The organism is Halomonas sp. PBN3 (genome assembly GCF_000475415.1).
In the GTDB taxonomy this organism is placed as follows: domain Bacteria; phylum Pseudomonadota; class Gammaproteobacteria; order Pseudomonadales; family Halomonadaceae; genus Halomonas; species Halomonas shengliensis.
On sequence record NZ_AXCA01000035.1, the window covers coordinates 24,786 to 51,583 of the forward strand.

Genomic DNA, 26,798 nt, shown 5'->3' on the forward strand with positions numbered 1-26,798 from the left:
CGGCCGCGCCCTTTAGCTTGCGTTTCCCGTGAGGCGATCAGGCGTCGAGCAGCTCCCGAGCCTGCTTCACCACGTTCTCCACGGTGAAGCCGAAGTGCTTGAACAGGTCGCCCGCCGGGGCGGATTCGCCGTAGCTCTTCATGCCGATGATGCGCCCGTCGAGGCCGACGAACTTGTGCCAGTAGTCGGCGTGGCTGGCCTCGATGGCGATGCGCTTGGTCACGGCCCTGGGCAGCACGCTCTCGCGGTACTCGGCCTCCTGGCCGTTGAAGCGGTAGGTGGAGGGCATGGAGACCACGCGCACGGCCCGGCCCTGCTGGGTGAGCTCGGCGGCGGCGTCCATGGCCAGGCTGACCTCGGAGCCGGTGGCGATCAGGATCAGCTCGGGGGTGCCCTCGCAGTCCTTGAGCACATAGCCACCGCGCTGGATGTTGGCCAGCTGCTGCTTGGTGCGCGCCTGGTGCGGCAGGCCCTGGCGCGAGAGCACCAGGGCGGTGGGGCCCGACTGGCGCTTCAGCGCCGCGTTCCAGGCCGCGGCGGTCTCGGCGGCATCGCAGGGGCGCCAGATCAGCAGGTTGGGGGTCGAGCGCAGAGTGGTGAGCTGCTCGACCGGCTGGTGGGTGGGGCCGTCCTCGCCCAGGCCGATGGAGTCATGGGTGAAGACGTAGATGGCCTGCTGGCCCATCAGCGCGGCCATGCGCACGGCGTTGCGCATGTACTCCATGAAGATCAGGAAGGTGGCGCCGTAGGGAATGAAGCCGCCATGCAGCGCGATGCCGTTCATGATCGCGCCCATGCCGAACTCGCGTACCCCGTAATGCAGGTAGTTGCCTCCCGGGGTTTCGGGGGTGATCGCCTGGGCGCCGTCCCAGAAGGTCAGGTTGGAGGGCGCCAGGTCGGCGCTGCCGCCGAGCAGCTCGGGCAGCTCCGGCCCCAGGGTGTTGAGGCAGTTCAGCGAGGCCTTGCGCGAGGCGAGGTTCTCGCCATCGTCCTGGGCTTTCTGGAGCATTGCCTCGGTGGGCAGCTCCAGGGGCAGCTTGCCCTGCATGCGACGCTGGAACTCGCGTGCCAGTTCTGGATGGGCCTCGGCGTAGCGCTCGAGGCGGGCCTGCCACTCGTCCTGGCGCGTCTTGCCCGCCTCGGTGGCGTCCCAGCCCTGGTAGATCGCCTCGGGCACGTGGAAGGGGGCGTGGGGCCAGTTGAGCCGCTCGCGGGCGGCGGCGACCTCGTCCTCGCCCAGCGGCGCGCCGTGGCACTCCTCCTTGCCCTGCTTGTTGGGGGCGCCGAAGCCGATCACCGTCTTGCAGATGATCAGGCTGGGCCTGTCGTCCTGGCTGCGCGCGGTCTCGATGGCGGCGCGGATCTCCTCGGGCTTGTGGCCGTCGACGTTGGGCACCACGTGCCAGCCGTAGGCCTCGAAGCGCTTGGCGGTGTCGTCGGTGAACCAGCCCTCGACCTCGCCGTCGATGGAGATGCCGTTGTCGTCATAGAAGGCGATCAGCTTGCCGAGCTTCTGGGTGCCGGCCAGGGAGCAGGCCTCGTGGGAGACCCCCTCCATCAGGCAGCCGTCGCCCAGGAAGCAGTAGGTGTGATGGTCGACGATGGTGTGGCCGGGGCGGTTGAACTGGGCCGCCAGGGTCTTCTCGGCGAGCGCCATGCCCACCGCATTGGCCAGGCCCTGGCCCAGCGGGCCGGTGGTGGTCTCGATGCCCGGGGTATAGCCGAGCTCGGGATGCCCCGGGGTCTTGGAGTGCAGCTGGCGGAAGTTGCGAAGCTGCTCCAGCTCGAGGTCGTAGCCGGTCAGGTGCAGCAGCGAGTAGAGCAGCATGGAGCCGTGGCCGTTGGAGAGCACGAAGCGGTCGCGGTCGGGCCACTTCGGGTCGGCCGGGTTGTGCTTGAGGTAGTCGTTCCACAGCACCTCGGCGATGTCGGCCATGCCCATGGGCGCGCCGGGATGGCCTGACTTGGCCTTCTGGACGGCATCCATGGAGAGGGCGCGAATGGCATTGGCCAGTTCGAAACGGGACGGCATTGAAAGCTCCTCGCCTGCGGCAATATGCGTGCGGCCCTCGCCGAGGGGGTGGCGGGGCGAGCGGTTCGGCTGGATCGGGCGCCGTGCGGGACGGGCGCGGCGCGGTCGAAGTCGGTGGCGTATTGTCGCCGACTTGACGGCGCGCTTCAAATCGTGGATGCCGGGCGCAGGCCCAGCGTGTAGACTCTTGGCCCCAATATGAGGCCCGCCGCGGCCTGTTCTTGTGACTTGTTGTGATATCCGTGCCATCACGGTCGAGGACGCCATGAGCGAATACTCCCTGTTTACCTCCGAATCCGTCTCCGAGGGACACCCGGACAAGATCGCCGACCAGATCTCCGACGCGGTGCTCGACGCCATCATCGCCCGCGACAAGCAGGCACGGGTGGCCTGCGAGACCCTGGTCAAGACCGGCGTGGCGATCGTCGCCGGGGAGATCACCACCTCCGCCTGGGTCGACCTCGAGGCGATCGTGCGCGAGGTGATCACCGGCATCGGCTACACCTCCTCGGATGTCGGCTTCGATGGCCAGACCTGCGGCGTGCTCAACCTGATCGGCAAGCAGAGCGTGGACATCGCCCAGGGTGTGGATCGCACCAAGCCCGAGGACCAGGGCGCCGGCGACCAGGGGCTGATGTTCGGCTACGCCACCAACGAGACCGACAGCTTCATGCCGGCGCCGATCCACTACGCCCACCGCCTGGTGGAGCGCCAGGCGGAGCTGCGCAAGCACGGCCTGCTGCCCTGGCTGCGCCCGGACGCCAAGAGCCAGCTCACCTTCCAGTACGATGCCGAGGGGCGCCCCTGCGCGGTGGATGCCATCGTGCTCTCGACCCAGCACGACCCGGGCATCGACCAGCAGGAGCTGCGCAAGATGGTCAGGCGCGAGATCATCGAGCAGGTGATCCCCGCCGAATGGCTTTCCGCCGAGACCAAGTACCATATCAACCCCACCGGCAAGTTCGTGATCGGCGGGCCGGTGGGCGACTGCGGCCTGACCGGGCGCAAGATCATCGTCGACACCTACGGCGGCATGGCCCGCCACGGCGGCGGCGCCTTCTCCGGCAAGGACCCCTCCAAGGTCGACCGCAGCGCCGCCTACGCCGGGCGCTATGTGGCCAAGAACATCGTCGCCGCTGGCCTCGCCGACAAGTGCGAGATCCAGGTCTCCTACGCCATCGGCGTGGCCGAGCCTACCTCGGTCTCGGTCAACACCTTCGGTACCGGCAGGCTGGACGACGCGCGGATCATCGCGCTGGTGCGCGAGCACTTCGACCTGCGTCCCCACGCCATCACCCGCATGCTCGACCTGCTGCACCCGATGTACCGGTTGACCGCGGCCTACGGCCACTTCGGCCGCGAGCCCTTCGAGACCTCCTACACCTGGACCGACACCCAGGGCCAGGAGCACACCGAGACCTTCACCGCCTTCCCCTGGGAGAAGACCGACCGCGCCCACGCCCTGCGTCAGGCCGCCGGGCTTTAGGACGCGGTGATCCTGTAGGCCAGGGCCTACATGGAATGACGGGCCCCGCCGGCAGCGCCGCGCGGGGCCCGTTGCTATGGTAGGGGACAGGCCCAATCCGCAGGGCACTGCCCATGCCGACTGCTTCCTTCCTGCCCGCGCTCTGGCTCACCCTCTGGCTGCTGGCCCCGGTTACCTGGGCCGCCGACGCCTGTCCTCGAGAGCCCTCGACCGGCGATGTCGCGGCGCTGATGGAACGCCTGGCCGAGTGGGACGACGCCTACTACCGCCGCGGCGAGTCGCCGGTCAGCGACGACGTCTACGACCAGGCTCGTTCACGCCTCGCCACCTGGCGACGCTGCTTTCCCGGGCGGGTGCCCGAGGCGGCGGCTTCGCCCCCTTCCATGGACCATCCGGCCGGCGAGACGCGCCACCCGATCCCCCAGACGGGACTCACCAAGCTACCGGACGCCGAGGCGGTGGCACGCTGGCTCGCACGGCGCCACGACGCCTGGATCCAGCCCAAGGTGGACGGGGTGGCGGTGACCCTGGTCTATCGGCGCGGCGAGCTGGTGGCGGCCATCAGCCGCGGCGACGGCGTGGCTGGTCAGGACTGGACCGCCCGGGTACGCGGGCTGCCGGCGGTGCCCCAGCGCCTGCCCGAGCCCTTGGACGCCGTGCTGCAGGGCGAGCTCTACCGACGCCTCCAGGGCCATGTGCAGGCCGAGGCCGGCGACGCCGGGGCGCGTGCCGAGGTCATCGGCCTGCTCGCCCGGGAGCGCCTGGATGAGGCCGAGGCGGCCCGGGTCGGGCTCTTCGTCTGGGACTGGCCGGATGGCCCGGCGGACATGTCGATACGGCTGCAACGCCTGGCGGCGCTGGGCTTCGCCGACAGCGCCGCCTACACCCACCCGGTGGCCGTGCTCGCCGAGGCGAAGCGTCGCCGCCGGGCGTGGTTCCGCTCCCCGCTGCCCTTCGCCACCGACGGCGTGGTGCTGCGCCAGGCCTCGCGCCCGCCCGGCACGGCCTGGGAGCCAGAGCCGCCGACCTGGGCGGTGGCCTGGAAGCATCCGCCCCGCGAGGCGCTGGCCGAGGTGCGTGCCGTGAGCTTCCCGGTCGGGCGTACCGGGCGCATCACTCCGCTGTTGCACCTGGTGCCGCTGGAGCTGGCCGGGCGCACCCTGCGCCGGGTCTCCGCGGGCTCCCTGGCGAGCTGGCGGGCGCAGGACATCCGTCCCGGCGACCAGGTGATCGTCGCCCTGGCGGGACTGACCATCCCGCGGCTGGAGGGCGTGGCCTGGCACGCCCCCGAGCGCCGGGCGCTGGCGGTGCCGGACGCCGAGGCCTACCACGCCCTGAGCTGCCTGCGCCCGGCACCGGGGTGCGAGGCGCAGTTCCTGGCGCGGCTCGCCTGGCTCTCGGGACCCGCGGCCCTGGATCTCGCCGGCGTCGGCCCGGGCACCTGGGAGGCGCTGGTGGCGGCCGGCCTGGTCACCGGGCTGCTGGAGTGGCTGGCCCTGGACGAAGCGGCGCTGCGCCGCGCCCATGGCATCGGCGAGGTGCGGGCCGAGCGGCTGGTGGCGACCTTCGCGGCGGCCAGGGAGGCGCCCTTTCCCCGCTGGCTGGAGGCGCTGGGGGCGCCGCCCGGGGTGGAGGCCGCCCTGCCGGCCGATTGGCTCACCCTGAAGGAGCACGATGAAGAGGCGTGGGCGGCCCTGCCCGGGGTGGGGCCGGGGCGCGCCGCGGCGCTGGTCGCCTTCTTCGCCCATCCCGAGGTCCGTCGCCTGGCCGAGCGGCTCGGCGATCTGGGGGTGGCCGGGTTCGGGCGTTGATTGTCGCCGCCTCGGCTCCCTGCCTATAGTGAGGGGCATGCCCTTCGCTGCCCCTTCGCCATCCACGAGGTGAGCCCATGAACCAGCCCGCCGTGACCCCGACCACGACCCAGGACTTCAAGGTCGCCGATCTGTCGCTCGCCGACTGGGGACGCCGCGAGATCCGCATCGCCGAGACCGAGATGCCGGCGCTGATGGCGATTCGCGAGCAGTACCGCGATGCCCGTCCGCTGGCCGGGGCGCGGATCGCCGGCTGCATCCACATGACCATCCAGACCGCGGTGCTGATCGAGACCCTGATCGACCTGGGCGCCAGCGTGCGCTGGTCCTCGTGCAACATCTTCTCCACCCAGGACCACGCCGCCGCCGCCATCGCCGCCGCGGGCATCCCGGTGTTCGCCTGGAAGGGCGAGACCGAGGAGGCGTTCTGGTGGTGCATCGAGCAGACGGTGACAGGCCCCGACGGTTGGACCCCCAACCTGGTGCTGGACGACGGCGGCGACTTGACCCTGCTGCTCCACGAGAAGCGCCCGGAGCTGCTCGACGCCATCCACGGCATCTCCGAAGAGACCACCACCGGGGTGCACCGGCTGCAGGAGATGCTGCGCGCCGGCACCCTCAGGGTGCCCGCCATCAACGTCAACGACGCCGTGACCAAGTCGAAGAACGACAACAAGTACGGCTGCCGCCACTCCCTCAACGACGCCATCAAGCGCGCCACCGACCACCTGCTGGCCGGCAAGCAGGCGCTGGTGGTGGGTTACGGTGACGTGGGCAAGGGCTCGGCGGCCTCGCTGCGCCAGGAGGGGATGATCGTCAAGGTCGCCGAGATCGACCCGCTGTGTGCCATGCAGGCGTGCATGGACGGCTTCGAGGTGGTCTCGCCCTATGTCGGCGGTGAGAACCGTGGCCTCGACAGCATCGACCGCGCCCTGCTCGGGCGCCTCGACCTGGTGGTGACCGCCACCGGCAATATCCACGCCTGCGACGCCGCCATGCTCCAGGCGCTCAAGCCCGGCGCGGTGGTGTGCAACATCGGCCACTTCGACAGCGAGATCGACACCGCCTACATGCGTCGCCACTGGCACTGGGAAGAGGTGAAGCCCCAGGTGCACCAGATCTACCGTGACAGCAAGCCGGGGACATTCGACCCCGCCAGCCGCGACTACCTGATCCTGCTCTCCGAGGGGCGCCTGGTGAACCTGGGCAACGCCACCGGCCACCCCTCCCGGGTGATGGACGGCTCCTTCGCCAACCAGGTGCTGGCGCAGATGCACCTCTACCAGGGGCGCTTCGCCGAGCTGCCGGCCGAAGAGAAAACCGCAGCGCTCACGGTGAGCGTGCTGCCGCGCCACCTCGACGAGGAGGTGGCCCGCTACATGGTGGAGGGCTTCGGCGGGGTGATCACCCGCATGACCGAGGCCCAGGTCGACTACACCGGCGTGCCGGCGGACGGCCCCTACAAGCCTGACGACTACCGTTACTGACTTATCCTGGGCCAGTGGATCCACTGGCGAGAAGCGCCGGGGGCAGGCCGAAGAGGAGGTCCTAAGCCAGGGGTGAGGAGCACTGCTCCGAACGGGCTGGCCAAGGATGGCCAGCACCGGGCCTGCAAGCGGAGCGGGACGCGTGAGCGAAGCAGGGCGTCGGTAGCGCCCAGGGATGGGTTCACAGCGCCTCCTCGCAGGCCTGCCGCCGGAATAGCTTCGAGCCAACTGCGCTGCTGGGTGGCGCCTTTTAAAGTGAAGCCAGGCGTATCATCAGCGTCAGGTAGAAGGGGGTCAGCAGCGGGGCGGCCAGGGTGGTGACCAGCACCGCCTGGGCGCCCTTGGCCGGGGCGATGCCCAGTTCCATGGCCACCACCACCACGTTGGCGGCCATGGGCACCACCCCCAGCAGCAGCATCGCCATGGCCAGCTCCCGCGATAGCGGCGCGATGGCCCCCAGCCCCACCACCGCCCCCAGCGCCAGCAGCGGCCACAGCAGGCAGCGCACCGCCACGCAGGCGCCGATGAAGCGGGCATCCACCTCGCGAAGCGAGACCCGCCCCAGGGTCATGCCGATGATCATCATGCCCATCAGGGTGTAGGTCGCCGGGAACACCGCCAGCCCCTCCATGGCCGCCGCCGGCACCTCGAGGCCCAGGCCGCTCACGGCGAGCGCCGCCAGGAAGGCGTAGACCAGCGGCAGGCGCACGATCTTGGCCAGGCTCTCGGCCACCGAGAACTGCCCCCGGGCGCTGAGGTAGAAGCCCACCGTGAACTCGTAGAGGGTGATGCCCAGCACGCAGAACAGGTAGAGGGTGACCCCCTCCGGCGGCAGCAGCACCAGCGCCACCGGCAGGCCGAAGTAGCCGGTGTTGCCGGTACCGGCGGAGAAGGCCAGCAGGGCGCTCTCCTGAGGCGCGAAGCGCCGGCGGGTCAGCCGGTGCACCGTGATGGCCAGCAGGCTGGCGGTGGCGAAGGCGGCCAGGGTCAGCAGCAGGTAGGCCGGGGTGGGGCCGCCCAGCACCAGGCCGCGGAAGAAGGTCAGCGGCGCCACCAGGTAGATCAGCAGAGTGGCCACCGGGCGCGGGTCCACCGCCAGGCGGCGCGCCGCCAGCCAGCCCAGGGCCACATAGGCCAGCAGCGTCCACAGCGGGCCCATCAGGGCCGAGGGGTCGATGGACGGCATGGGCACCTCCCTGTCGTGGCCTGGCATCGAGGCGCCCATGATGCCTGGTGCCGGGGGCGACGCCAACTTGAGCGAAATCGATCCAGGAACGCGAATCTTTCATTGGTGGCCGGCGGAGCGGGGCGTCACAATGGCGCCATCATGCAGACGCTTCATGAGGAGACCCGATGAGCACGCAGCAGCACCCGCTGGGCATCAGCTTCGAATTCTTTCCGCCCAACACCGAGGCCGGCCGCGAGAAGCTGATCGGGGTGCGCGACGCCCTGGCCGAGCGGTCGCCGCGCTTCTTCTCGGTCACCTACGGGGCCGGCGGCTCCACCCAGGACCGTACCCTGGACACCGTGCGCCGGGTGCGCGAGTCCGGCATCACCACCGCGCCGCACCTCTCCTGCATCGGCAGCGAGAAGGGGCAGCTGCGCGAGCTGCTGGCCCGCTACCGCGAGGAGGGCATCGACAGCCTGGTGGCACTGCGCGGCGACCTGCCCTCGGGCATGGGCGGCATCGGCGAGCTGCGTTACGCCAACGAGCTGGTGGAGTTCATCCGCGAGGAGACCGGCGACTACTTCGAGATCGCCGTGGCCGCCTACCCGGAGTCGCATCCCCAGGCACCCAGCTTCGAGCGCGACGTCGAGAACTTCGCGCGCAAGGTGAAGGCCGGGGCCAACCTCGCCATCACCCAGTACTTCTTCAACGCCGACGCCTACTTCCACTTCGTGGAGCGGGCCCGGGCCCTGGGCGTCGAGGTACCCATCGTGCCCGGCATCATGCCCATCACCAACTACGCCAAGCTGGCGCGCTTCTCCGACGCCTGCGGCGCCGAGATCCCGCGCTGGATCCGCAAGCAGCTCGAGGCCTACGGCGACGACAGTGACTCCATCGCCGCCTTCGGCGAGGAGGTCATCTCGCGGCTCTGCCAGCGCCTGCTCGACGGCGGCGCCCCGGGGCTGCACTTCTACACCCTCAACCAGGCCGCCCCCAGCCTCAGGATCGTCGACAACATCGCCGGCTGACGTCGCGCGCGGCGACCCGGCATGACGCAGCGAGCCCCGCCAGATGACGGGGCTCGCTGCGTTGGACTCCCTGTATTGGAGCAGTGCCCCGCCTTGGGCGGGGCCGGGCCCTCAGCTAGAGGCGGAAGCCGGGGAGGGGCCGCCACCGCCGCCGTGCAGCCTGCGCTGCATCAGGAACAGCGCGGCGCCGATGGCCAGTCCCGCAACATCGGTGTAGATGCCGCCGTAGATCATGAACAGCGCCCCCACCAGCATCACCAGCCGCTGCCAGGCCTTCACCGGGCCGAAGAACCAGGCCTGGACCACGGCGGCCAGCAGTACGATGCCCAGGGTCGCGGTGATGCCGACCCGCAGGATCTGCAGCCAGGAGCCCTCCATCAGCATCGCCGGGCTGTAGAAGAACATGAAGGGCACGATGAAGGCGGCCAGGCCGATCTTGAACGAGGCCACCGAAGTACCCATGGCGTTGTCGCCGGAGATGCCCGCCGCCGCGTAGGAGGCCAGCGCCACCGGGGGGGTGATGGCCGAGACCACCGCGAAGTAGAACACGAAGAAGTGTGCCACCAGCGGCTCGATGCCGATGCTGATCAGGCCCGGGGCGACCACCGAGGCGGCCACCGCGTAGGCGGCCGTGGTGGGCATGCCCATGCCCAGCAGGATCGAGATGCACATGGCGAAGAACAGCGCCAGCAGTTGGCTGACCCCGGCCAGGCCCAGCAGCAGCGAGGAGAAGCGTGCGCCGACCCCGGTCAGGGCGATCACGCCGACGATCAGGCCGGCGCAGGCGCACACGGCGATGATCTGGATCGACATGGTGCCGGCCAGCTGCAGCGCCTTGAGGATCGCGCGCACCCCCATCTTGTGGGGCGAGAGCCAGCTCACCACGGCCGCCGAGGCGGTGGCCAGGGTGCCGGCACGGATCACCGAGTAGCCCATGAACAGCGCGACGATCAGGATGATGATCGGCGCGAACAGGTAGACCTGCTTGACCAGGCGGCGGAACTGCGGGATCTCCTCCCTGCGCATGCCGCGCATGCCCTTGCGGGCCGCCTCGAAGTCCACCATGCAGTAGATCGAGAGGAAGTAGAGGATCGCCGGGATCAGCGCCGCCACGGCGATCTCGGTGTAGGGAATGCCGGTGACCTCGGCCATGATGAAGGCGCCGGCGCCCATGATCGGCGGCATGATCTGCCCGCCGGTGGAGGCGGCCGCCTCGATCGCCCCGGCGCTGCGGGCCGGGTAGCCCACCTTCTTCATCAGCGGGATGGTCAGCGAGCCGGTGGAGACCACGTTGCCGGCGCTGGTGCCGTTGATCATGCCCATCAGGCCCGAGGCGAAGATCGACACCTTGGCGGGGCCACCGCGGGCCCGGCCGGCCGCGGCGAAGGCGAAGTTGACGAAGTAGTCACCCACCTTCGAGGCCTGCAGGAAGGCGGCGAAGATGATGAACAGGATGATGTAGGTGGAGGAGACCGCGGTGGTCGGCCCGAGGATGCCGGCGTCGGTGTAGACCTGGCTGAAGAAGCGTCCCACCGACAGCCCCGGGTAGCCCAGGAAGCCCGGCAGGTAGGGGCCGGCGAAGACGTAGGCCAAGAAGATCACCGAGATCACCACCAGGGCCAGGCCGGCGACCCGCCGAGTCAGCTCCAGGATCAGCAGCGAGCCGGCGATGGCCGCGTAGGAGATCCCCATGGGGGCGAAGGGGGTGCCGGTGGAGGCGCGCAGCGGGCTGTTGAACATCACCAGCAGGTAGACGGCCACCGCCAGGGAGCAGACCATCAGCACCAGGTCGGCCGGGGAGAGCGTCTCGCGCACCTGGCGGTAGGCCCAGGAGAGCAGGATGCCGCCGACGGTGGCCAGCAGCAGCGGGTAGCCGAAGTGCCAGGCCTCGATCTCGGGGGCGATGCGCATGGCGCCGTCGCTCATCGCCTGGTGCATCAGCCAGGTGCGCACCAGGGCGTAGCCGGCGGGCACCAGCAGGGCGTAGCTCAGCCAGCCCAGCCAGGCGGCGGAGCGTTCGCGCTCATGCTCGGCGAAGCGGGTGCCGGCGTAGAAGCCGTAGCCCAGTATCAGGGCGCCGGCGATGTGCACGATACGAAACGACCAGGTCTCCAGCGGGTAGACGTTCAGCGAGACCAGGTGGAACAGCGAGTAGGCGATGGCGAGGGCGCCGAACAGCAGCCAGCGCCAGCCGCCGTAGAGGCGCCGGTTGGACTCGACGGCGGCCTCGTCGACGCCCTCGGCGTTGATGGGCTGGATGACGTCGTCGGCGACGGCGTCATCATGGGATTCGGGACGTTGGGTCATGGAGACACCCTTGGGTGTGGGACGGAGCGAGACGCATGCCGCCCCGGAGCGCGTGGCGCCCCGGGGCGGCGTGGGGGAAGAGCCGGCTTACAGCTTCAGATTGTCGGGGATCTCGTAGCCGTTCTCCTCGTACCAGCGCACCGCCCCGGGATGGAAGGGCAGCACGGTGTTGTACTGGATGTTCTCCGGCACGCTGGTGGCCGCGCTGCGGTGGATGTCCATCATCTTGTCGTTGTTCTCCATGCTCAGCTTGGTGATCTCGTAGACGAAGTCCTCGGGCAGATCACAGCCGGCGATGGTGAAGTTCCACATGGAGACGGCGCGGGCATCCTCCTCCAGGGTCTGGTAGGTGCTGGCCGGGATCATGAACGGCGAGACCGGGAAGGCCTCGATCACCTGGGCCTGCTCCTCCTCGGTGAACTCGATGATGTTGATGTCGGTCTGCACCTCGAGCTGGCTGACCGCGGGGATCGGGATGCCGGCGGCGAAGGCGATGACGTCGATCAGGCCGTCCTGCAGCTGGCCGCCCAGGTCGTTCCAGCCGCCGTTGCGGCGCTCGAAGTTGACCCCCAGCTCCTCGAGGATGGCCGGGAAGTAGGTGTCGGAGGTGGAGGCCGCCGGGCCGAAGCCGATGCTGGCGCCGTCCGGGATGTCGGCGATCGACTCGATGCCGCTGTCGGCCAGGGTGGTGATGGAGAACGGGGTCTCGTACATCGGGAACAGCGCGCAGACGTTGTCCATCGGCACGCCGGGGGCCAGCGGGCTCTCGCCGGCCAGGGCCTCGGCGGCGGGGCCCATGGTGGTCAGGCCCAGGGCCAGGTCGCCAGTGTGCACCAGGGCGAGGTTTTGGTTGGGACCGCCGGTGACCTCGCCGCCGCCGGAGAGGCCCAGCTCATCGGCGATCAGGTTGGCCCAGCCGGAGCCGTAGACGAAGTAGGTGCCGCCCTGGCTGGCGGTGCCCACGGTGAAGCTCTCGGGCCAGTCGCTCTTGTCCTGAGCGGAGGCCGAGGCGGCGACCAGCAGGGTGCCGGCGAGCAGCTTGGTGGAAAGAAGACGCATGGCGTGACTCCATTGCATGTTGTCGTTGGTGATGTCCCGGGGTGCGGCATCCGGGGGAGAGTCCCCCACAGTCTGGCAGCTCTCGCCGTTCCTGCTGCCCGCACCGGGACGCGGTTTTCAACGTAGGGCGTTCGCCCCTTCGCAGCGCAAGGGTCGGGCCAATGCGGTGAAACCGATTTGATTTCAGTCAACTGGAAGCGAGTCATGCGACCTTGGTCGAAGGGTCGCGGGCGTGATGATGGCGGGACCCCGCACAACGGGCGTCCGACAGTGGGCGGAAATCCGCACGCCAGGCCTCCACGGCATCACCGGCGGCCGCTAGTCGGTCAGGGCGTTGATCAGGCGGGTGGCCTGGTGCAGGTCGTTCATCAGCGAGGAGGCGAGCCAGGGGTCCAGGCGATGCTCGCGCAGGCGCTCCGCCAGGCGCCGGTGGTGGTGCCGAGGTTGGCGCCGAACAGCAGGGCGATGGCGCCGGGCAGGGCGACCAGCCCGGCACCGACGAAGGACATGGCGAGCAGGGTCACCAACGAGCTGGACTGCACCACGCCCTGGCGAGTCACCTCAGCGGCCATTGGGGTCGAGGATCCTCACCGTCTGGAAGTCGCCACTCTCCTCCTCCTCGCGCGGGCGGTTGACGCGGGTGGCGAGCTCGGGGGCGGCCTGCTCCTCGATGGGCAGCTGCTCGAAGAAGTCACAGCTGACGCACTCGCGGTAGCGGATGCCGTTCTGCTCCCAGCTGCGGATGCGGTCCATCTCGGCGCAGCGCGGGCAGATGGCGCCGGCGATAAAGCGTTTCTGGACGGGCATGCTGGTTTCCTGTCGTTACTGGTACGGAAAGGCGGGGAGCCCAGCGCGGATGCGGTGTCTGATCCTATCCGCGCAGCGCGGGCAGATGGCGCCGGCGATAACGCGTTTCTGGACGGGCATGGGGGCTCCTGTGGGCCCCGGCACTCGGCCGGGGCGAAGGTGGCGCGGTCAGGCGACGCGGATGCCGCTGTGGCGCAGCAGCGGCTCGACGCTGGGCTTGCGGCCGCGGAACGCCTCGAAGAGGTCGGCGGCGTCGCGGGCGCCGCCCTGCTCGAGGATCTCGCTGCGGAAGCGCCGCCCGGTCTCGGGGTCGAAGATACCCGCTTCCTCGAAGGCGCTCCAGGCATCGGCGGAGAGCACCTCGGCCCACTTGTAGCTGTAGTAGCCCGCCGCATAGCCGCCGGCGAAGATGTGCCCGAAGCCGTTCTGGAAGCGGTTGAAGGGGGCCCGCGGCACCACCGAGACGGCGTCGCGCACCGTGTCGAGCAGCGCCTGGATCTCGTCGGCACCGGGGGCGGCCAGCTCGTGGTGCAGGCGCAGGTCGAACAGCGAGAACTCCAGCTGGCGCACCATGCCCATGGCGGACTGGAAGTTGCGCGCCGCCTGCAGCTTCTCCAGCAGCTCGGCGGGCAGCGGGGCGCCGTCGTCGACGTGGCCGGCGATCAGGTCGAGCCCCTCGCGCTCCCAGCAGTAGTTCTCCATGAACTGGCTGGGCAGCTCCACGGCATCCCAGGCCACGCCGTTGATCCCGGAGATGTCGGCGATGGTCTGCCGGGTCAGCATATGGTGCAGGCCGTGGCCGAACTCGTGGAACAGGGTGGTCACCTCGTCATGGGTGAGCAGCGCCGGCCGCTCGCCCACCGGGCGGGTGAAGTTGCAGGTGAGGTAGGCCACCGGCAGCTGCAGGGTCTCGCCCTCGTGGCGACGCACCCGGCACTCGTCCATCCAGGCGCCGCCGCGCTTGCCCTCCCGGGCATACAGGTCGAGGTAGAAGCCGGCGATGGGCTCGCCCTTCTCCAGGATGCGGAAGAAGCGAACGTCGGGGTGGTAGCGTGGCGCGCTCTCGTCCTCGGCGAAGGTGACGCCGAACAGGCGCTCCACCACCCGGAACAGGCCGTCCACCACTCGCGGGGCGGGGAAGTAGGGGCGCAGCTGCTCCTCGTTGATGGCGTGGCGCTCCTCGCGCAGCTTCTCGCTGGCGTAGCCCACGTCCCAGGGGGCCAGCTCGGCCATGCCCAGCCGCTCGCGGGCGAAGGCCTCGAGCTCGGCGAACTCCTCCCGGGCCTGGGGCACGGCGCGACGGGCCAGGTCCTCGAGGAAGGCCTGCACCTCGGCCGGAGACTCGGCCATCTTGGTCGCCAGCGAGTAGTCGGCGTAGGTGGCGAAGCCCAGCAGCTCGGCCAGCTCGCGGCGCAGGGCGAGGATCTCCTCCATCAGCGGGGCGTTGTCGAACTGGCCGGCGTGGGGCCCCTGGTCGGAGGCGCGGGTGACGAAGGCGGTGTAGACCTCGCGGCGCAGCTCGCGGTCGTCGGCGTAGGTGACCACCGGGAAGAAGCTGGGGAAGTCCAGGGTGATGCGGTAGCCCGCCTGGCCCTTGGCCTCGGCGTTGGCGCGCAGGGTGGCCAGGGCGCTCTCAGGCAGGCCGGCCAAGCGGGCCTCGTCGGCGAGGTCCAGGTGCCAGGCCTGGGTGGCGTCGAGCAGCTGGTTGGAGAAGGTGTTGGAGAGCTCGGAGAGGCGTGCCTTGATCTCGCCGTAGCGGCGCTTCTGCTCGGCGGGCAGGTCGACACCGGCGAGGCGGAAGTCGCGCAGGGTGTTCTCCACGGTGCGGCGCTGGGCGTCATCCAGCCCGGCCCAGGCCGGCCCCTCCTTCAGCGCCTGCCAGGCGCGGAACAGTCCCTCGTGCTGGCCGAGCCAGGTGCTGTACTCGGAGAGCTTGGCCAGGCAGGCCTGGTAGGCCTCGCGCAGCTCGGGGGTGTTCATGGTGCCGTTGAGGTGGGAGACCGGCGACCAGGCGCGTGACAGGCGGTCGTTGAGCGACTCCAGCGGTGCGGCGAGGCTCTCCCAGTCCGGCGGCGCCTGTTCGGCGCGTGCGACCAGCGCCTCGACGCCGCGACGGTTGTCGGCGAGGATCTCGTCGATGGCCGGCACCACGTGCGCCGGGCGGATGGCGTCGAAGGGGGGCAGCTCGTGGGGCTCGAGCAGGGGATTGCGGGGCATGCGCACCTCGGGTCAGGGGGGATGGATGCCTTCAAGATGAGGGCGCGCGGGGCGAGTTTCAATCGCCTGCCCCCTCTTCGACCTGTCCCCGACGCCTTTCGCTATCGCGGCATGGCTAACCGCGATAGCCCCGAGGGTTTGCCGGCGGGGGGCGGGCTGCTAGGCTTGCTGGCTTTCATGCGTGCGGGACCCCGCACGCCGCATGGCGGGAGAATCGACGATGAGCGAGACGCTGGAGCGCTGGAGTACGCGGCGCGCCTTCATCCTGGCGGTGACCGGGGCGGCGGTGGGACTGGGCAACATCTGGCGTTTTCCCTACATCACCGGCGAGAACGGCGGGGCGGCCTTCCTGGTGCTCTACGTGGCCTTCGTGCTGCTGCTGGGGCTGCCGGTGATGATGGCCGAGATCATGGTGGGGCGCGCCGGCCGGCGCAGCCCGGTGGGCTCCCTCGGCCACCTGGCCGCGGCGGCCGGCGCCAGCCGCCACTGGCGGCTGCTGGGGCTGTTCGGGGCCTTCACGGTGTTCTGCATCCTCTCCTTCTACTCGGTGGTCTCGGGCTGGTCCATCGAGTTCCTGGTGGCCTCCATCAACGGCGACTTCCGCGGCGCCGCCCCCGCCGAGATCGGCGCCGGCTTCGATGCCTTCCTCGCCGATCCTGCCCGCATGACCTTCAACCACACCCTCTTCCTGGCCATGACCATGCTGGTGGTGGCCGCCGGGGTGGCCAAGGGGTTGGAGCGGCTCAACAACCTGCTGATGCCGCTGCTCTACCTGCTGCTGCTGCTGCTGGCCGGCTACGCCGCCACCACCGATGGCTTCGGCACCGCCCTGGTGTGGCTGTTCCAGCCGGATCTCTCGGCGGTGACCCCGCTGGTGGTGATGCACGCCATGGGCCACGCCTTCTTCACCCTGGCGGTGGGGGCCTGCGCGCTGATGGCCTACGGCGCCTACATGCCGGATCACCAGAGCCTGCCGCGGGCGGTGGGTGCGGTGGCGGTGCTCGACGTCACCGTGGCGCTGCTGGCCGGCATCGCCATCTTCTCGGTGGTCTTCTCCCAGGGCATGGACCCGGGAGAGGGGCCGGGGCTGATGTTCGTCACCCTGCCCATCGCCTTCGCCGAGCTGCCCTGGGGGGCGCTGTGGCTCAGCGTCTTCTTCCTGCTGCTGCTGCTGGCCACCTGGACCTCGTCGATCAACCTGGCCGAGCCGATGGTCGCCACCCTGCAGGGGCTGGGCCTGCCGCGGGGCGCCGCCGCGGCCCTGGTGGGCCTGGCAGTGTGGCTGCTGGGCCTGCTGACGGTGTTCTCCTTCTCGAGCCTGGCGGAGTGGCGGCCGCTGTTCGGCATGAACGGCTTCGAGCTGGTCAGCACCATCCCGCCGGAGGTCTTCCTGCCCCTGGGTGGCCTGCTGATCGCCCTCTTCGCCGCCTGGGTGGTGCCGGAGGCGACCGCTCGCCGGGCGCTGGGTGTGGGTGACGGCGGCTTCGTGGCATGGCGCGCGGTGACCCGCTGGGTCGCCATCCCCCTGACGCTGGTAGTATTGGTGGCCGGCCTGATCTGACTTCCGGCGCACGACCAGGGCGCCGAACGAGAGGAGAGCACGATGAGCGAATCCCGAGCCATCCGGCCCTGGAAGGGCAAGCAGCCGCGCCTGGGCGAGCGGGTCTATATCGATCCGGCGAGCCTGGTGCTGGGCGACGTGGAACTGGGCGACGACAGCTCGGTGTGGCCCATGGCGGTGATCCGCGGCGACATGCACCGCATCCGTATCGGGGCACGCACCAGCGTGCAGGACGGCTGCGTGCTGCACATCACCCATGCCAGCGACTTCAACCCCGGTGGCTTCCCGCTGACCATCGGCGACGACGTCACCATCGGCCACAAGGCGATCCTGCATGGCGCCACCCTGGGCAGCCGCATCCTGGTGGGCATGGGGGCCATCGTCATGGATGGCGCCGTGGTGGAGGACGAGGTGATCATCGCCGCCGGCGCGGTGGTGACACCGGGCAAGCACCTGGAGAGCGGCCACGTCTACGCCGGCAACCCGGCCAAGGCGCTGCGCCCGCTCAAGGAGAAGGAGCGCGCCTTCTTCCCCTACACCGCCGGCAACTATGTCCGCCTCAAGGATGAGTACCTGGCGGCGGCCGCCGAGTGATTTTCTAAGCCATTGTTTCTTCATGGCGGGGCGGGCGATAATCTGGGTATTTATCCAGTCTCGAGGGCCGCCCCGGCATGGCCGACTTCCGCACCCACCTTGGCGTGGCCGCCGCCGGCGGTGCTGTGCTCGCCCACGGCGGCTGGCAGGCGGGGCTGTGGGACGCCTGGCAGGCGCTGCCGATGCTGGCGCTGGTGACCCTGGGCGGCATCCTGCCCGATATCGACGCCGACAGCTCGAAGGCGATCCGCCTGGTGTTCAACCTGCTGGCGATACCGGCGGTGGTGGCGGGTGCGCTGCTGCTGCAGGGGCGGCTCTCCACCGGTGGCCTGCTGCTCGCCTGCGGCGCCCTCTACCTGGCGGTGCGCTACCTCGCCGGGGCGCTGTTCGCGCGCCTCACCGTGCATCGCGGCATCTGGCACTCGCTGCTGGCGGCGGGGCTATGCGGCCTGGCGACCGCGGCGCTCAGCCACCGGCTGCTGGCCCAGCCCGATGCCCTGGCCTGGGGCCATGGCGTGTCGCTGGCGCTGGGCTTCACGCTCCACCTGCTACTCGACGAGCTCTACAGCGTCGACCTCACCGGGGTACGCATCAAGCGCTCCTTCGGCACCGCCCTGAAGCCGCTGGACTGGCGCTCGCCAGGCAACGCCTTGGTGATGCTCGCCGCCGGCGCCAACCTGCTGCCCTGGCTGCCGGCCTGGGCGGCGCTTCACGACCTGCTCGCTCAGGGAGCGTCGCTGTGGCGGTAGTCCTCGGGGCGTAGCCCGTACTTCTTGAGCTTGTCGTAGAGGGTCTTGCGGGGTAGTCCGAGCCGCTCGCACGCCTCCGAGACCCGGCCGCGATGGCGGGTCAGGGCCTGGTCGAGCAGGCTCTTCTCGAACAGCTCCACCTGCTGGGGCAACGCCAGCTCGCCGCTCTCGCTCTCGGCGCCGGCCAGCAGTGCCTCCAGCCGGTAGTCGAAGGCCGCCCCCAGCAGCACGTAGCGCTCGGCGAGGTTGCGCAGCTCGCGCACGTTGCCGGGCCAGTCGTGGGCGAGCAGGGCCGAGGTGCCGGCGGCATCCAGCGGCGGCGCCTCCAGGCCGCTGCGGTTGGCGGCCACCACCGCGAAGTGCTGGAACAGCAGGGGGATGTCCTCGCGCCGCTCGCGCAGCGGCGGGATCGGCAGGGTCACCACGTCGAGGCGGTAGTAGAGGTCCTTGCGGAAGGTGCCGGCCTCGGCGGCGGCCTTGAGGTCCACCTTGGTGGCGGCGATCACCCGGATGTCCAGCGGCACCGGCACGTTGGCGCCCAGGCGCTCGACGCTGCGCTCCTGCAGCACCCGCAGCAGCTTGACCTGCAGCGCGAGCGGCATCGACTCGATCTCGTCGAGAAAGACGGTGCCGCCGTTGGCGTGCTCGAACTTGCCGATGCGCCGCTCCACCGCGCCGGTGAAGGCGCCCTTCTCGTGGCCGAACAGCTCTGACTCGATGGTGCTCTCCGGCACCGCCCCGCAGTTGATGGCGACGAAGGGGTGGCCGCCCCGCGGGCTGCGCTCGTGGATGGCGCGGGCGACCAGGTCCTTGCCGGCGCCGGTCTCGCCGAACAGCAGCACGTCGGCCTCCACCTGGCTGATGCGCTGGACCATGGCGGCGAGGCGCTGGATCGCCGGGGTGCGCCCCACCAGGCGGGGGCCGGGGGCCGCCTGCTGGGCTTCGAGCTCGGCCTTGAGGGCGCGGTTCTCCAGGCTCAGGCGGCGCTTCTCGACGCCGCGGCGCACCACCTCCACCAGCCGCTCGGCGGCGAAGGGCTTCTCCAGGAAGTCCCAGGCGCCCTCGCGCATCGCCTCCACCGCGGTGGAGATGTCGCCATGGCCGGTGATCAGGATCACCGGCAGGTCGGGGTCGCGGCGGCGCACCTCGCGCAGCAGCGCCATGCCGTCCATGCCGGGCATACGGATGTCGCTGACGATGACCCCGGGGAAGTCGCCACCAAGCGCGGCCAGGGCGGCCTCGGCGCCGGGGTAGGGCAGCGGTGCGTAGCCGGCCAGCTCCAGGGTCTGGCCGGCGGTGATGCGCAGGTGGGGCTCGTCGTCGATGATCATCACCGGCGGCTCGGCCGTCTCATGCATGGGGCGCGTTCTCCTGGCGGCGGATAGAGGAGGCCGCGGCGGGGCGGGTCCGCGGCAGGCGAATGACGAAGCGGGCGCCGCCCTCGGCCCGGTTCTCGGCGAACAGGCGGCCGCCGAGGTCGTCGATGATACGCGACGAGATCGACAGGCCCAGTCCCAGGCCGCTGCCCGGCGTCTTGGTGGTGAAGAAGGGTTCGAAGATGCGCGTCAGCTGCTCGGGGGGGATGCCGGGCCCGCTGTCCTCGACGGCCAGCTCGATGGTCTCGTGATCCGCCCGCACGCTGAGCGCCAGGCTCGGCGCAGCGGTGCCGGCCATGGCCTGCAGGGCGTTGCCGATCAGGTTGACCAGCACCTGCTCCAGGCGCACCGGGTCGGCCTCGACCCACGCCGGTGCCGGGGGGAAGTGCCGTTCCACCCGCACGTCAGCCTCCTGGAGGCGTGCCTGGAAGAGGCGCAGGGCGTACTCGAAGCAGTCGGTGACCGACACCGCGCTGCGCCGCTCGCCCCCCTTGCGCGAGAACTGGCGCAGCTGGGCGCTGATCTCGGCCATGCGCCCGGTCAGCTCGACGATCTCGGCCAGGTTGCGGTCGGCGCTCTCCAGGCGCTCGCGCGCCAGGAAGGCGCGGGCGTTCTCGGCGTAGGCGCGGATGGCGGCCAGCGGCTGGTTGAGCTCATGGTTGATGCCGGCGGCCAGCTGGCCGAGCACCGCCAGCTTGGCGGCCTGGATCAGCTCGTCGCGGGTGCGGCGCAGGTCCGCCTCGGCGCGCTTGCGCTCCTCCACCTCGTCGGAGAGGCGGCGATTGGTCTCGACCAGGTCGCGGGTCCGGCTGGCCACGTTGCGCTCCAGCTCGTCCCGGGCCCGGGCCAGGGTGTGGCGCTCGCGCTCGGCGAACAGCTCGCGCTCGCGGCGCAGGCGCAGGCGTTGCCAGCCGATGCCGCCACCCAACAGCACCATCCCGTAGAGCCCGCCGGCGAGCAGCGCCGAGACCCACTGGGCCCGGACCACCGGGTCCAGCGGCTTGAGGATCTGCATCTCCCAGCCAAGCTCCGGCAGCGCCCGGCGCAGGCCGAGGAAGCGTTGCCCCGCCAGGGGGCCGTGGGCGAAACCGACCAGGCGGCTGCGCTCGCCGAGGCGCTCGAGGACCTCGAAGCCGGAGTGGTCGAGGGGCTCGTCGGCGTAGCGCCGGGTGGCCAGCAGCGCGCGCCGCTCGGCCGCCGACAGCGGCGCCAGGGAGGCCATGCGCAGCTCGGGCCGGCTGGCCATGAAGATGATGTCGTCGGCATCGGTGATCAGCAGCTCGGCCTCCTGCTCGGCCCAGCTCGCCTCCACGGCGTCCAGCAGCACCTTGACCACCATCACGCCGTCGGGGGTGGCGTCGGGGGCGGTATCGTCCAGCCACACCGGGGCGGAGAAGTAGTAGCCGCGCTCCAGCGACTGCACGCCGAGGCCGTAGAAGCGTCCCGGGCGTCCGGCGATGGCGTCGGTGTAGTAGCTGCGGAAGGCGTAGTTCTCGCCGATGAAGGTGTTGGGGCGGTGCCAGTTGCTGGCCGCCAGGGTATCGGCGTGGCGGTCGAGCAGGTAGATGTCGGAGACCCCGGTGGTGGCGCGGAAGCGGTCGAGCAGCAGGTTCAGGGGCATGGCATCCTGGCTCTGCGGGGCGGCGAGGAAGCGGCGTACCGCCTCGCGGGAGGCCAGCAGCCGGGGCAGGTAGGCGTGGCGCGAGAGGTAACCGGTCAGCCCCGTGGCGGAGAGGCGCAGCTCGTTCTCGGCATCCTGCTGCAGCGATTGCAGCGCCTGCTGGCGGGCGACGTCGGCGGCCTGCCACATCACCAGCACGAGCCCCAGCGGCGCCAGCCACCACAGCCAGTGGCGCCAGCGTCGCGGCAGCCGGGAGGCCTCGGCCGCCGCCGTCATGTGGCCCCGTCGCGGCGTGCGGGTGGCATCGCCTGGGCGCGGCGCAGGGCACGCTGGGCGCGGGTCTCGGCGCGCTCCAGCTCCAGCAGCCCCTCCTCGACGAACACCAGGTGCTCGTGGGCACGGGCGCGGGCGTCCTCGGCGCGCCCCTCGAGGATGGCGTCGAGCAGGGCGCGGTGCTGCACCATCAGCCGCGGGCGGGCGTCGGGCTTCTCGAACAGGTGGGCCAGGTTGTCGACGATGCTGCGTTCCAGCAGGTGGAAGATGCCGCGGATGGTGTGCAGCAGCAGCACGTTGTGGGCGGCCTCGGCGATGGCCAGGTGGAAGGCGGCGTCGGCCTTGGCCTCCTCGTGGGGGTCGCGCCCCTGGAAGCGCTCCTCCAGCTCCTCGAAGCGCTTGATCAGCAGGGCCCGGTCGGTAGGGGTGGAGCGCAGGGCGGCATAATAGGCGGAGAGGCCCTCCATGGCGTCGCGGAACTCCAGCAGGTCGAGGTGGAACTCGCCGTGGCGCGCCAGCATCTCCAGCAGGGGATCGCTGTAGCCGCTGTTGAGCTCCTCGCTGACGAAGGTGCCGCCCCCCTGGCGGCTGTTGAGCAGGCCGCGGGCGGCGAGCTTCTGGATCGCCTCGCGCAGCGACGGGCGCGAGACGCCGAAGCGCTCGGCCAGCTCGCGCTCCGGCGGGAGGCGCTGCCCGGGCTTGAGGCTGCCCTCGAGGATCATCGCCTCGAGGCGTTCGGTGATCACGTCGGCCAGACGCGGCTGGCGCAGGTGGGAGTAGGCCATGAGGGTTTCCTGGCGAGTGCGTATTGCCGTGATGATACCGTGTCAAATTGGTATGACCATAGCCTCGGGCCAGGAGGGGTCGTTGGAACCTTACGTGATTCTGCGGGGAAAGCATCCGATCCGGGAGGGTTCAACCAAAGTCGATGGGGATCTGTGCGCTGTCGGTTTGACACGGCAGGGGCGGCGCCATATGGTGCGCCAATGCTAGAGTGTCAATTGGTTTTACCAATTCACCGAATGCTCCCGATAGGGGTCGGCGCGGACTCGGTACGACTCCTGCCAAGGCCATATGGAGATGGCTCCTCCACAGCACAGGGCTCGCCATGATCATTTCCTCTCCCACGGATTACCGCCAGGCCGCCCAGCGGCGTATCCCGCCCTTCCTCTTCCATTATGCCGATGGCGGCGCCTACGCCGAGCGCACGCTGAGGCGCAACGTCGACGATCTCGGCAGCATCGCCCTGCGCCAGCGCGTCCTGAAGGACATGTCCACGCTGTCGCTCGAGACCCAGCTGTTCGGCGAGTCGCTGGCCATGCCGGTCGCGCTGGCCCCGGTGGGCCTGACGGGCATGTACGCGCGGCGAGGCGAGGTGCAGGCCGCGCGAGCCGCGGCCAGCAAGGGCATACCCTTCACGCTGTCCACGGTGTCGGTCTGCCCCATCCACGAGGTCGCCTCGGCGGTGGAGCGCCCCATCTGGTTCCAGCTCTATGTGCTGAAGGACAGGGGGTTCATGAAGCACGTCCTGGAGCGTGCCAAGGCCGCCGGCGTCAAGACGCTCGTCTTCACGGTGGACATGCCCGTGCCGGGGGCACGCTACCGCGATGCGCACTCCGGCATGAGCGGCAGGCACGGTGGCATCCGGCGCATGCTTCAGGCCATGACCCGGCCGGGCTGGGCCTGGGACGTGGGCGTCCATGGCCGCCCCCATGACCTGGGCAACGTCTCCGACTACCGTGGCCATCCGACGGAGCTCGAGGATTACATCGCCTGGCTCGGCGACAACTTCGACCCCTCCATCTCCTGGAAGGATCTGGAGTGGATTCGTGAGTTCTGGGATGGCCCGATGATCATCAAGGGCATCCTCGACCCCGAGGACGCCCGTGACGCCGTGCGCTTCGGCGCGGACGGCATCGTCGTCTCAAACCATGGCGGCCGCCAGCTCGATGGGGTGCCCTCTACCGCACGGGCGCTGCCGGCCATCGCCGAGGCGGTGAAGGGGGACCTGGCGATCCTGGCCGACTCCGGCATTCGTAACGGGCTCGATGTCGTGCGTATGGTCGCCATGGGCGCCGATACCGTCCTGCTGGGGCGTGCCTTCATCTATGCGCTGGCCACCGCCGGCGAGGCGGGGGTGGCGCACCTGCTCGAGCTGTTCGAAAAGGAGATGCGTGTCGCGATGACGCTCACCGGGGCGCGCAGCATCGCCGACCTGGGGCCCGAATCGTTGGTGGAAGGCGCGCGCCAGGCGGGTGGCTCACCATGAGCCGGCCAGGCGCCGAGGCCTACCATGAACTCAAGGCCGCCCTGTCCGCCTCGCTGCCTGGCGAACGACTGATCGACGACCCGCTGCGCACCCTGGCCTACGGCACCGATGCCAGCTTCTATCGGTTGGTTCCGCGGCTGGTGGTGCGCCCCGAGAGCGAGGCGGAGCTGCGTCTGACCCTGGCCGAGTGCCGTGCCCGGGGCCTGCCGGTGACCTTCCGCGCCGCCGGCACCTCGCTCTCCGGCCAGGCGGTCACCGACTCGGTGCTGATCCAGCTGGGGCGTGGCTGGCGCGGTCACGAGATCTTCGACGAGGGGCGGGCGATCCGCCTGCAGCCGGGAGTGATCGGTGCCCGGGCCAACCAGCTGCTGGCCCCCTACGGGCGCAAGATCGGCCCCGACCCGGCCTCCATCGCTAGCTGCATGGTCGGCGGCATCGCCGCCAACAACGCCTCCGGCATGTGCTGCGGCACCGCCCAGAACAGCTATCGCACCGTGCGCGACCTGCGCGTGATCCTCGCCGACGGCACCCTGCTGGACACCGCCGACCCCGAGAGCGTGGCGGCCTTCCGCCGCTCCCACACCGAGTTGCTGGCGGGGCTCGAGCGCCTTGCCGCCGAGACCCGCGGCAACGCCGAACTGGCGGAGAGGATCCGCCACAAGTACCGCCTCAAGAACACTACCGGCTACGCCCTCAATAGCCTGGTGGACTTCAGCGACGGCATCGAGATCCTCAAGCACCTGATGATCGGCTCCGAGGGCACCCTGGGCTGCATCGCCGCCATCACCTACGACACCGTGGTCGACGAGCCCCTCAAGGCGGCGGCGCTGGCCTTCTTCCCGGACATGGCCGCCACCTGCCGTGCCACCATCGCCCTGAAGCGTTCGCCGGTCTCGGCGGTGGAGCTGATGGATCGTGCCGCGCTGCGTTCGGTGGAGGATGAGGCCGGCATGCCGGAGGTGCTGCGGACGCTGCCCGAGGGGGCGGCGGCGCTGCTGATCGACGTGCGCGGCAACGACGAGGCGGAGCTGCAGGCACGCCTCGGCGAGGTGCAGGCGACGCTGGAGGGGATCCGCCCCCTGGAGCCGGTCGGCTTCACCCGTGATGCCGACACCTATGCCCTCTACTGGAAGATCCGCAAGGGGCTCTTCCCCGCGGTGGGCGCGGTGCGCGAGACCGGCACTACGGTGATCATCGAGGACGTCGCCTTTCCCATCGAGCGCCTCGACGAGGGGGTGCTGGCACTCACCGACATCTTCCATCGCCACGGCTACGCCGAGGCGATCCTCTTCGGCCACGCCCTGGAGGGTAACCTGCACTTCGTCTTCCCCCAGGGGTTCGAGAGGCCCGGCGAGGTGGAGCGCTACCAGGCGCTGATGGACGAGGTGGCGCAGCTGGTGGGCGTCGAGTACGGCGGCTCGCTCAAGGCCGAGCACGGTACCGGGCGCAACATGGCCCCCTATGTGGAACTGGAGTGGGGCCCCGAGGCCTATGCGCTGATGTGGGAGATCAAGGCGCTCTTCGACCCGGAGAACCTGCTCAACCCCGAGGTGATCCTCAGTCGCAACCCGACCCTGCACCTGGAGAACCTCAAGCCGCTGCCGGCGGCCCACGAGATCGTCGACAAGTGCATCGAATGCGGCTTCTGCGAATCCGTCTGTCCGTCGCGGGACCTGACCCTGACGCCCCGCCAGCGCATCGTGATCACCCGCGAGCTGGCGCGCCTCGAGGCGCAGGGCGCTGCGGCCAGCGATGACGATGTCGCGCGGCTGGCCGCGCTGCGCGCCGACCTGGGCCATGCGGTGGATGCCACCTGTGCCGTGGATGGGCTCTGCGAGACCCGCTGTCCGGTCGGCATCAACACTGGCGACCTGGTGCGCGACATGCGCCGGCGCCGGCTCGGCCACCACGCCGGGCTCGCCCGCCGCCTGGGGGCGCACTTCGACGGCGTCACCCGGGCGGCGCGGGGCACCCTGCGCCTGGCCGGTGCGGCCAACCGCCTGCTCGGCGACGGCGTGATGGGTGCCATCAGCCAGGGGGTGCGGCGCCTGAGCGGCGAGCGCCTGCCCCAGTGGACCCCGGCGCTGCCCCAGGCGGCGCCGGTGAGGGTGCTCAAGCGACACGTCGACGTCGAGGCGTCGCGCCCCCGGGTGGTCTACCTGCCCAGCTGCGCGACCCGCATGTTCGGCGCCGACCGCCGCGACGACGGCGAGTCACGCTCGGTGATGGAGGTCACCCTGGCGCTGCTCGAGCGGGCCGGGTTCGCGGTGGTGATCCCGGCGCGGGTCGACAGTCTCTGCTGCGGCATGGCCTTCCGTTCCAAGGGGCAGTTCGACGAGGCGGACCACAAGGGGCGCGAGCTCAACCGCGAGCTGCTCGCCGCCAGCGAGAACGGCCGCCATCCGATCCTCTGCGATACCAGCCCCTGCACCCTGCAGATGCAGGAGCATCTCGACGACTGCCTGGTGTTGCAGGAGCCCGTCGCCTTCGCCCATGACCACCTGTTGCCACGGCTCGACGTGACGCCGGTGGGCGAGCGGGTCGCCGTGCATGTCACCTGCTCCAGCACCCGCATGGGCCTGGGCGACAAGATGGTGGCCCTGGCCCGTGCCTGCGCGGAAGAGGTGGTGGTGCCGGCGGAGATCACCTGCTGCGGCTTCGCCGGTGACAAGGGGTTCGGCGTGCCGGAACTTAACGCCTCGGCCCTGTCTGGCCTGGCCGAGCAGGTGGCCGGGTGCAGCGCCGGCTATTCCAACTCCCGCACCTGCGAGATCGGCCTGTCCCGGCATGGGGAGATCCCGTATCGTTCGATCCTCTCCCTGCTGGATCGCGCCAGCCAGCCTGGCTGAGCCGCGGGTGACCTATCCACAGGCGCTCCACTGGGCGCGCTGTGGACAGGGTGCGCGGCTGTCGCGGAAGAAGGTGGCGGCGTCACGCCATCTTCACCCTTCGG

At 70.3% G+C, this 26,798-nt stretch carries 19 protein-coding genes; 9 read left to right on the top strand and 10 right to left on the bottom strand.

All coding sequences use genetic code 11. The features are described from left to right. Positions 1-37 precede the first annotated feature (37 nt). Positions 38-2,032: a transketolase gene (gene tkt, locus Q673_RS21685; RefSeq protein ID WP_023004732.1), complete on the bottom strand. Its 1,995-nt coding sequence runs from the start codon at positions 2,030-2,032 to the stop codon at positions 38-40. A gap of 265 nt (positions 2,033-2,297) precedes the next feature. Between tkt and metK the strand changes: the two genes are divergently transcribed. From metK to ahcY, 3 genes are all read left to right on the top strand, one after another. Next, the gene (gene metK, locus Q673_RS21690) at positions 2,298-3,518 is read left to right on the top strand and encodes a methionine adenosyltransferase (RefSeq protein WP_023004733.1); all 1,221 of its coding nucleotides are present in this window, start codon (positions 2,298-2,300) and stop codon (positions 3,516-3,518) included. A gap of 113 nt (positions 3,519-3,631) precedes the next feature. Then, on the top strand, positions 3,632-5,329 hold the full coding sequence (gene ligB / locus Q673_RS21695) for an NAD-dependent DNA ligase LigB (protein WP_023004734.1): 1,698 nt from the start codon (positions 3,632-3,634) through the stop codon (positions 5,327-5,329). Between the two features lie 77 nt (positions 5,330-5,406). Next, positions 5,407-6,816, top strand: coding sequence for an adenosylhomocysteinase (ahcY, locus tag Q673_RS21700; RefSeq protein ID WP_023004735.1), 1,410 nt, complete (start codon positions 5,407-5,409; stop codon positions 6,814-6,816). Between the two features lie 250 nt (positions 6,817-7,066). Here ahcY and Q673_RS21705 read toward each other — a convergent pair whose 3' ends face one another. After that, the gene (locus Q673_RS21705; RefSeq protein ID WP_023004736.1) at positions 7,067-8,002 is read right to left on the bottom strand and encodes an AEC family transporter; all 936 of its coding nucleotides are present in this window, start codon (positions 8,000-8,002) and stop codon (positions 7,067-7,069) included. Between the two features lie 167 nt (positions 8,003-8,169). On the opposite strand from Q673_RS21705, the gene metF reads away from it, so the two are divergent. Further along, the gene (metF, locus tag Q673_RS21710) at positions 8,170-9,012 is read left to right on the top strand and encodes a methylenetetrahydrofolate reductase [NAD(P)H] (RefSeq protein ID WP_023004737.1); all 843 of its coding nucleotides are present in this window, start codon (positions 8,170-8,172) and stop codon (positions 9,010-9,012) included. Positions 9,013-9,123: 111 nt separating this feature from the next. Here the strand turns inward: metF and Q673_RS21715 are convergent, their stop codons facing one another. The 5 genes from Q673_RS21715 to prlC form a co-directional block, all read right to left on the bottom strand. Then, complete coding sequence (locus Q673_RS21715) at positions 9,124-11,319, bottom strand: TRAP transporter permease (protein WP_023004738.1); 2,196 nt, start codon at positions 11,317-11,319, stop codon at positions 9,124-9,126. Between the two features lie 87 nt (positions 11,320-11,406). Continuing rightward, positions 11,407-12,378: a TAXI family TRAP transporter solute-binding subunit gene (locus Q673_RS21720; protein ID WP_023004739.1), complete on the bottom strand. Its 972-nt coding sequence runs from the start codon at positions 12,376-12,378 to the stop codon at positions 11,407-11,409. 368 nt (positions 12,379-12,746) lie between these two features. Next, positions 12,747-12,950, bottom strand: coding sequence for a hypothetical protein (locus Q673_RS21725; protein ID WP_023004740.1), 204 nt, complete (start codon positions 12,948-12,950; stop codon positions 12,747-12,749). Continuing rightward, complete coding sequence (locus tag Q673_RS21730; protein WP_023004741.1) at positions 12,940-13,185, bottom strand: YheV family putative zinc ribbon protein; 246 nt, start codon at positions 13,183-13,185, stop codon at positions 12,940-12,942. Before Q673_RS21730 ends, Q673_RS21725 begins: the two co-directional genes overlap by 11 nt. 168 nt (positions 13,186-13,353) lie before the next feature. Then, positions 13,354-15,402, bottom strand: coding sequence for an oligopeptidase A (gene prlC / locus Q673_RS21735; RefSeq protein WP_023004743.1), 2,049 nt, complete (start codon positions 15,400-15,402; stop codon positions 13,354-13,356). Between the two features lie 220 nt (positions 15,403-15,622). Between prlC and Q673_RS21740 the strand changes: the two genes are divergently transcribed. From Q673_RS21740 to Q673_RS21750, 3 genes are all read left to right on the top strand, one after another. Further along, the gene (locus tag Q673_RS21740; RefSeq protein WP_023004744.1) at positions 15,623-16,963 is read left to right on the top strand and encodes a sodium-dependent transporter; all 1,341 of its coding nucleotides are present in this window, start codon (positions 15,623-15,625) and stop codon (positions 16,961-16,963) included. Between the two features lie 42 nt (positions 16,964-17,005). After that, on the top strand, positions 17,006-17,557 hold the full coding sequence (locus Q673_RS21745; RefSeq protein WP_023004745.1) for a gamma carbonic anhydrase family protein: 552 nt from the start codon (positions 17,006-17,008) through the stop codon (positions 17,555-17,557). A 77-nt stretch (positions 17,558-17,634) separates the two neighbouring features. Then, the gene (locus Q673_RS21750; RefSeq protein WP_023004746.1) at positions 17,635-18,306 is read left to right on the top strand and encodes a metal-dependent hydrolase; all 672 of its coding nucleotides are present in this window, start codon (positions 17,635-17,637) and stop codon (positions 18,304-18,306) included. Here the strand turns inward: Q673_RS21750 and Q673_RS21755 are convergent. From Q673_RS21755 to Q673_RS21765, 3 genes are read right to left on the bottom strand one after another with little or no spacing between them, the layout of a single operon-like run. Continuing rightward, on the bottom strand, positions 18,282-19,664 hold the full coding sequence (locus tag Q673_RS21755; protein WP_023004747.1) for a sigma-54-dependent transcriptional regulator: 1,383 nt from the start codon (positions 19,662-19,664) through the stop codon (positions 18,282-18,284). The genes Q673_RS21750 and Q673_RS21755 overlap by 25 nt on opposite strands. Then, positions 19,657-21,579, bottom strand: coding sequence for a sensor histidine kinase (locus tag Q673_RS21760; protein WP_023004748.1), 1,923 nt, complete (start codon positions 21,577-21,579; stop codon positions 19,657-19,659). Before Q673_RS21760 ends, Q673_RS21755 begins: the two co-directional genes overlap by 8 nt. Next, the gene (locus Q673_RS21765) at positions 21,576-22,361 is read right to left on the bottom strand and encodes a GntR family transcriptional regulator (protein WP_023004749.1); all 786 of its coding nucleotides are present in this window, start codon (positions 22,359-22,361) and stop codon (positions 21,576-21,578) included. The genes Q673_RS21760 and Q673_RS21765 overlap by 4 nt, the downstream gene beginning before the upstream one ends. Positions 22,362-22,684: 323 nt before the next feature. Here Q673_RS21765 and lldD point away from each other — a divergent pair, with 323 nt between their 5' ends. Both lldD and Q673_RS21775 read left to right on the top strand, forming a co-directional pair. Continuing rightward, on the top strand, positions 22,685-23,845 hold the full coding sequence (gene lldD / locus Q673_RS21770) for an FMN-dependent L-lactate dehydrogenase LldD (RefSeq protein WP_023004750.1): 1,161 nt from the start codon (positions 22,685-22,687) through the stop codon (positions 23,843-23,845). After that, entirely contained in the window at positions 23,842-26,694 is a 2,853-nt protein-coding gene (locus Q673_RS21775) for an FAD-binding and (Fe-S)-binding domain-containing protein (protein WP_023004751.1), read from the top strand. The genes lldD and Q673_RS21775 overlap by 4 nt, the downstream gene beginning before the upstream one ends. The last annotated feature ends 104 nt before the right edge of the window (positions 26,695-26,798 follow it).

Excerpts from the sequence above, each read along its gene's own strand:
- ahcY (WP_023004735.1), top strand. The coding sequence starts at position 5,407 with ATGAACCAGCCCGCCGTGACCCCGACCACGACCCAGGACTTCAAGGTC.
- Q673_RS21750 (WP_023004746.1), top strand. The coding sequence starts at position 17,635 with ATGGCCGACTTCCGCACCCACCTTGGCGTGGCCGCCGCCGGCGGTGCT.
- Q673_RS21720 (WP_023004739.1), bottom strand. The coding sequence starts at position 12,378 with ATGCGTCTTCTTTCCACCAAGCTGCTCGCCGGCACCCTGCTGGTCGCC.
- Q673_RS21760 (WP_023004748.1), bottom strand. The coding sequence starts at position 21,579 with ATGACGGCGGCGGCCGAGGCCTCCCGGCTGCCGCGACGCTGGCGCCAC.
- Q673_RS21745 (WP_023004745.1), top strand. The coding sequence starts at position 17,006 with ATGAGCGAATCCCGAGCCATCCGGCCCTGGAAGGGCAAGCAGCCGCGC.
- Q673_RS21730 (WP_023004741.1), bottom strand. The coding sequence starts at position 13,185 with ATGCCCGTCCAGAAACGCTTTATCGCCGGCGCCATCTGCCCGCGCTGC.
- Q673_RS21740 (WP_023004744.1), top strand. The coding sequence starts at position 15,623 with ATGAGCGAGACGCTGGAGCGCTGGAGTACGCGGCGCGCCTTCATCCTG.
- lldD (WP_023004750.1), top strand. The coding sequence starts at position 22,685 with ATGATCATTTCCTCTCCCACGGATTACCGCCAGGCCGCCCAGCGGCGT.
- Q673_RS21725 (WP_023004740.1), bottom strand. The coding sequence starts at position 12,950 with ATGGCCGCTGAGGTGACTCGCCAGGGCGTGGTGCAGTCCAGCTCGTTG.
- Q673_RS21705 (WP_023004736.1), bottom strand. The coding sequence starts at position 8,002 with ATGCCGTCCATCGACCCCTCGGCCCTGATGGGCCCGCTGTGGACGCTG.
- metK (WP_023004733.1), top strand. The coding sequence starts at position 2,298 with ATGAGCGAATACTCCCTGTTTACCTCCGAATCCGTCTCCGAGGGACAC.
- Q673_RS21715 (WP_023004738.1), bottom strand. The coding sequence starts at position 11,319 with ATGACCCAACGTCCCGAATCCCATGATGACGCCGTCGCCGACGACGTC.
- Q673_RS21755 (WP_023004747.1), bottom strand. The coding sequence starts at position 19,664 with ATGCATGAGACGGCCGAGCCGCCGGTGATGATCATCGACGACGAGCCC.
- Q673_RS21765 (WP_023004749.1), bottom strand. The coding sequence starts at position 22,361 with ATGGCCTACTCCCACCTGCGCCAGCCGCGTCTGGCCGACGTGATCACC.
- ligB (WP_023004734.1), top strand. The coding sequence starts at position 3,632 with ATGCCGACTGCTTCCTTCCTGCCCGCGCTCTGGCTCACCCTCTGGCTG.
- prlC (WP_023004743.1), bottom strand. The coding sequence starts at position 15,402 with ATGCCCCGCAATCCCCTGCTCGAGCCCCACGAGCTGCCCCCCTTCGAC.
- metF (WP_023004737.1), top strand. The coding sequence starts at position 8,170 with ATGAGCACGCAGCAGCACCCGCTGGGCATCAGCTTCGAATTCTTTCCG.
- Q673_RS21775 (WP_023004751.1), top strand. The coding sequence starts at position 23,842 with ATGAGCCGGCCAGGCGCCGAGGCCTACCATGAACTCAAGGCCGCCCTG.
- tkt (WP_023004732.1), bottom strand. The coding sequence starts at position 2,032 with ATGCCGTCCCGTTTCGAACTGGCCAATGCCATTCGCGCCCTCTCCATG.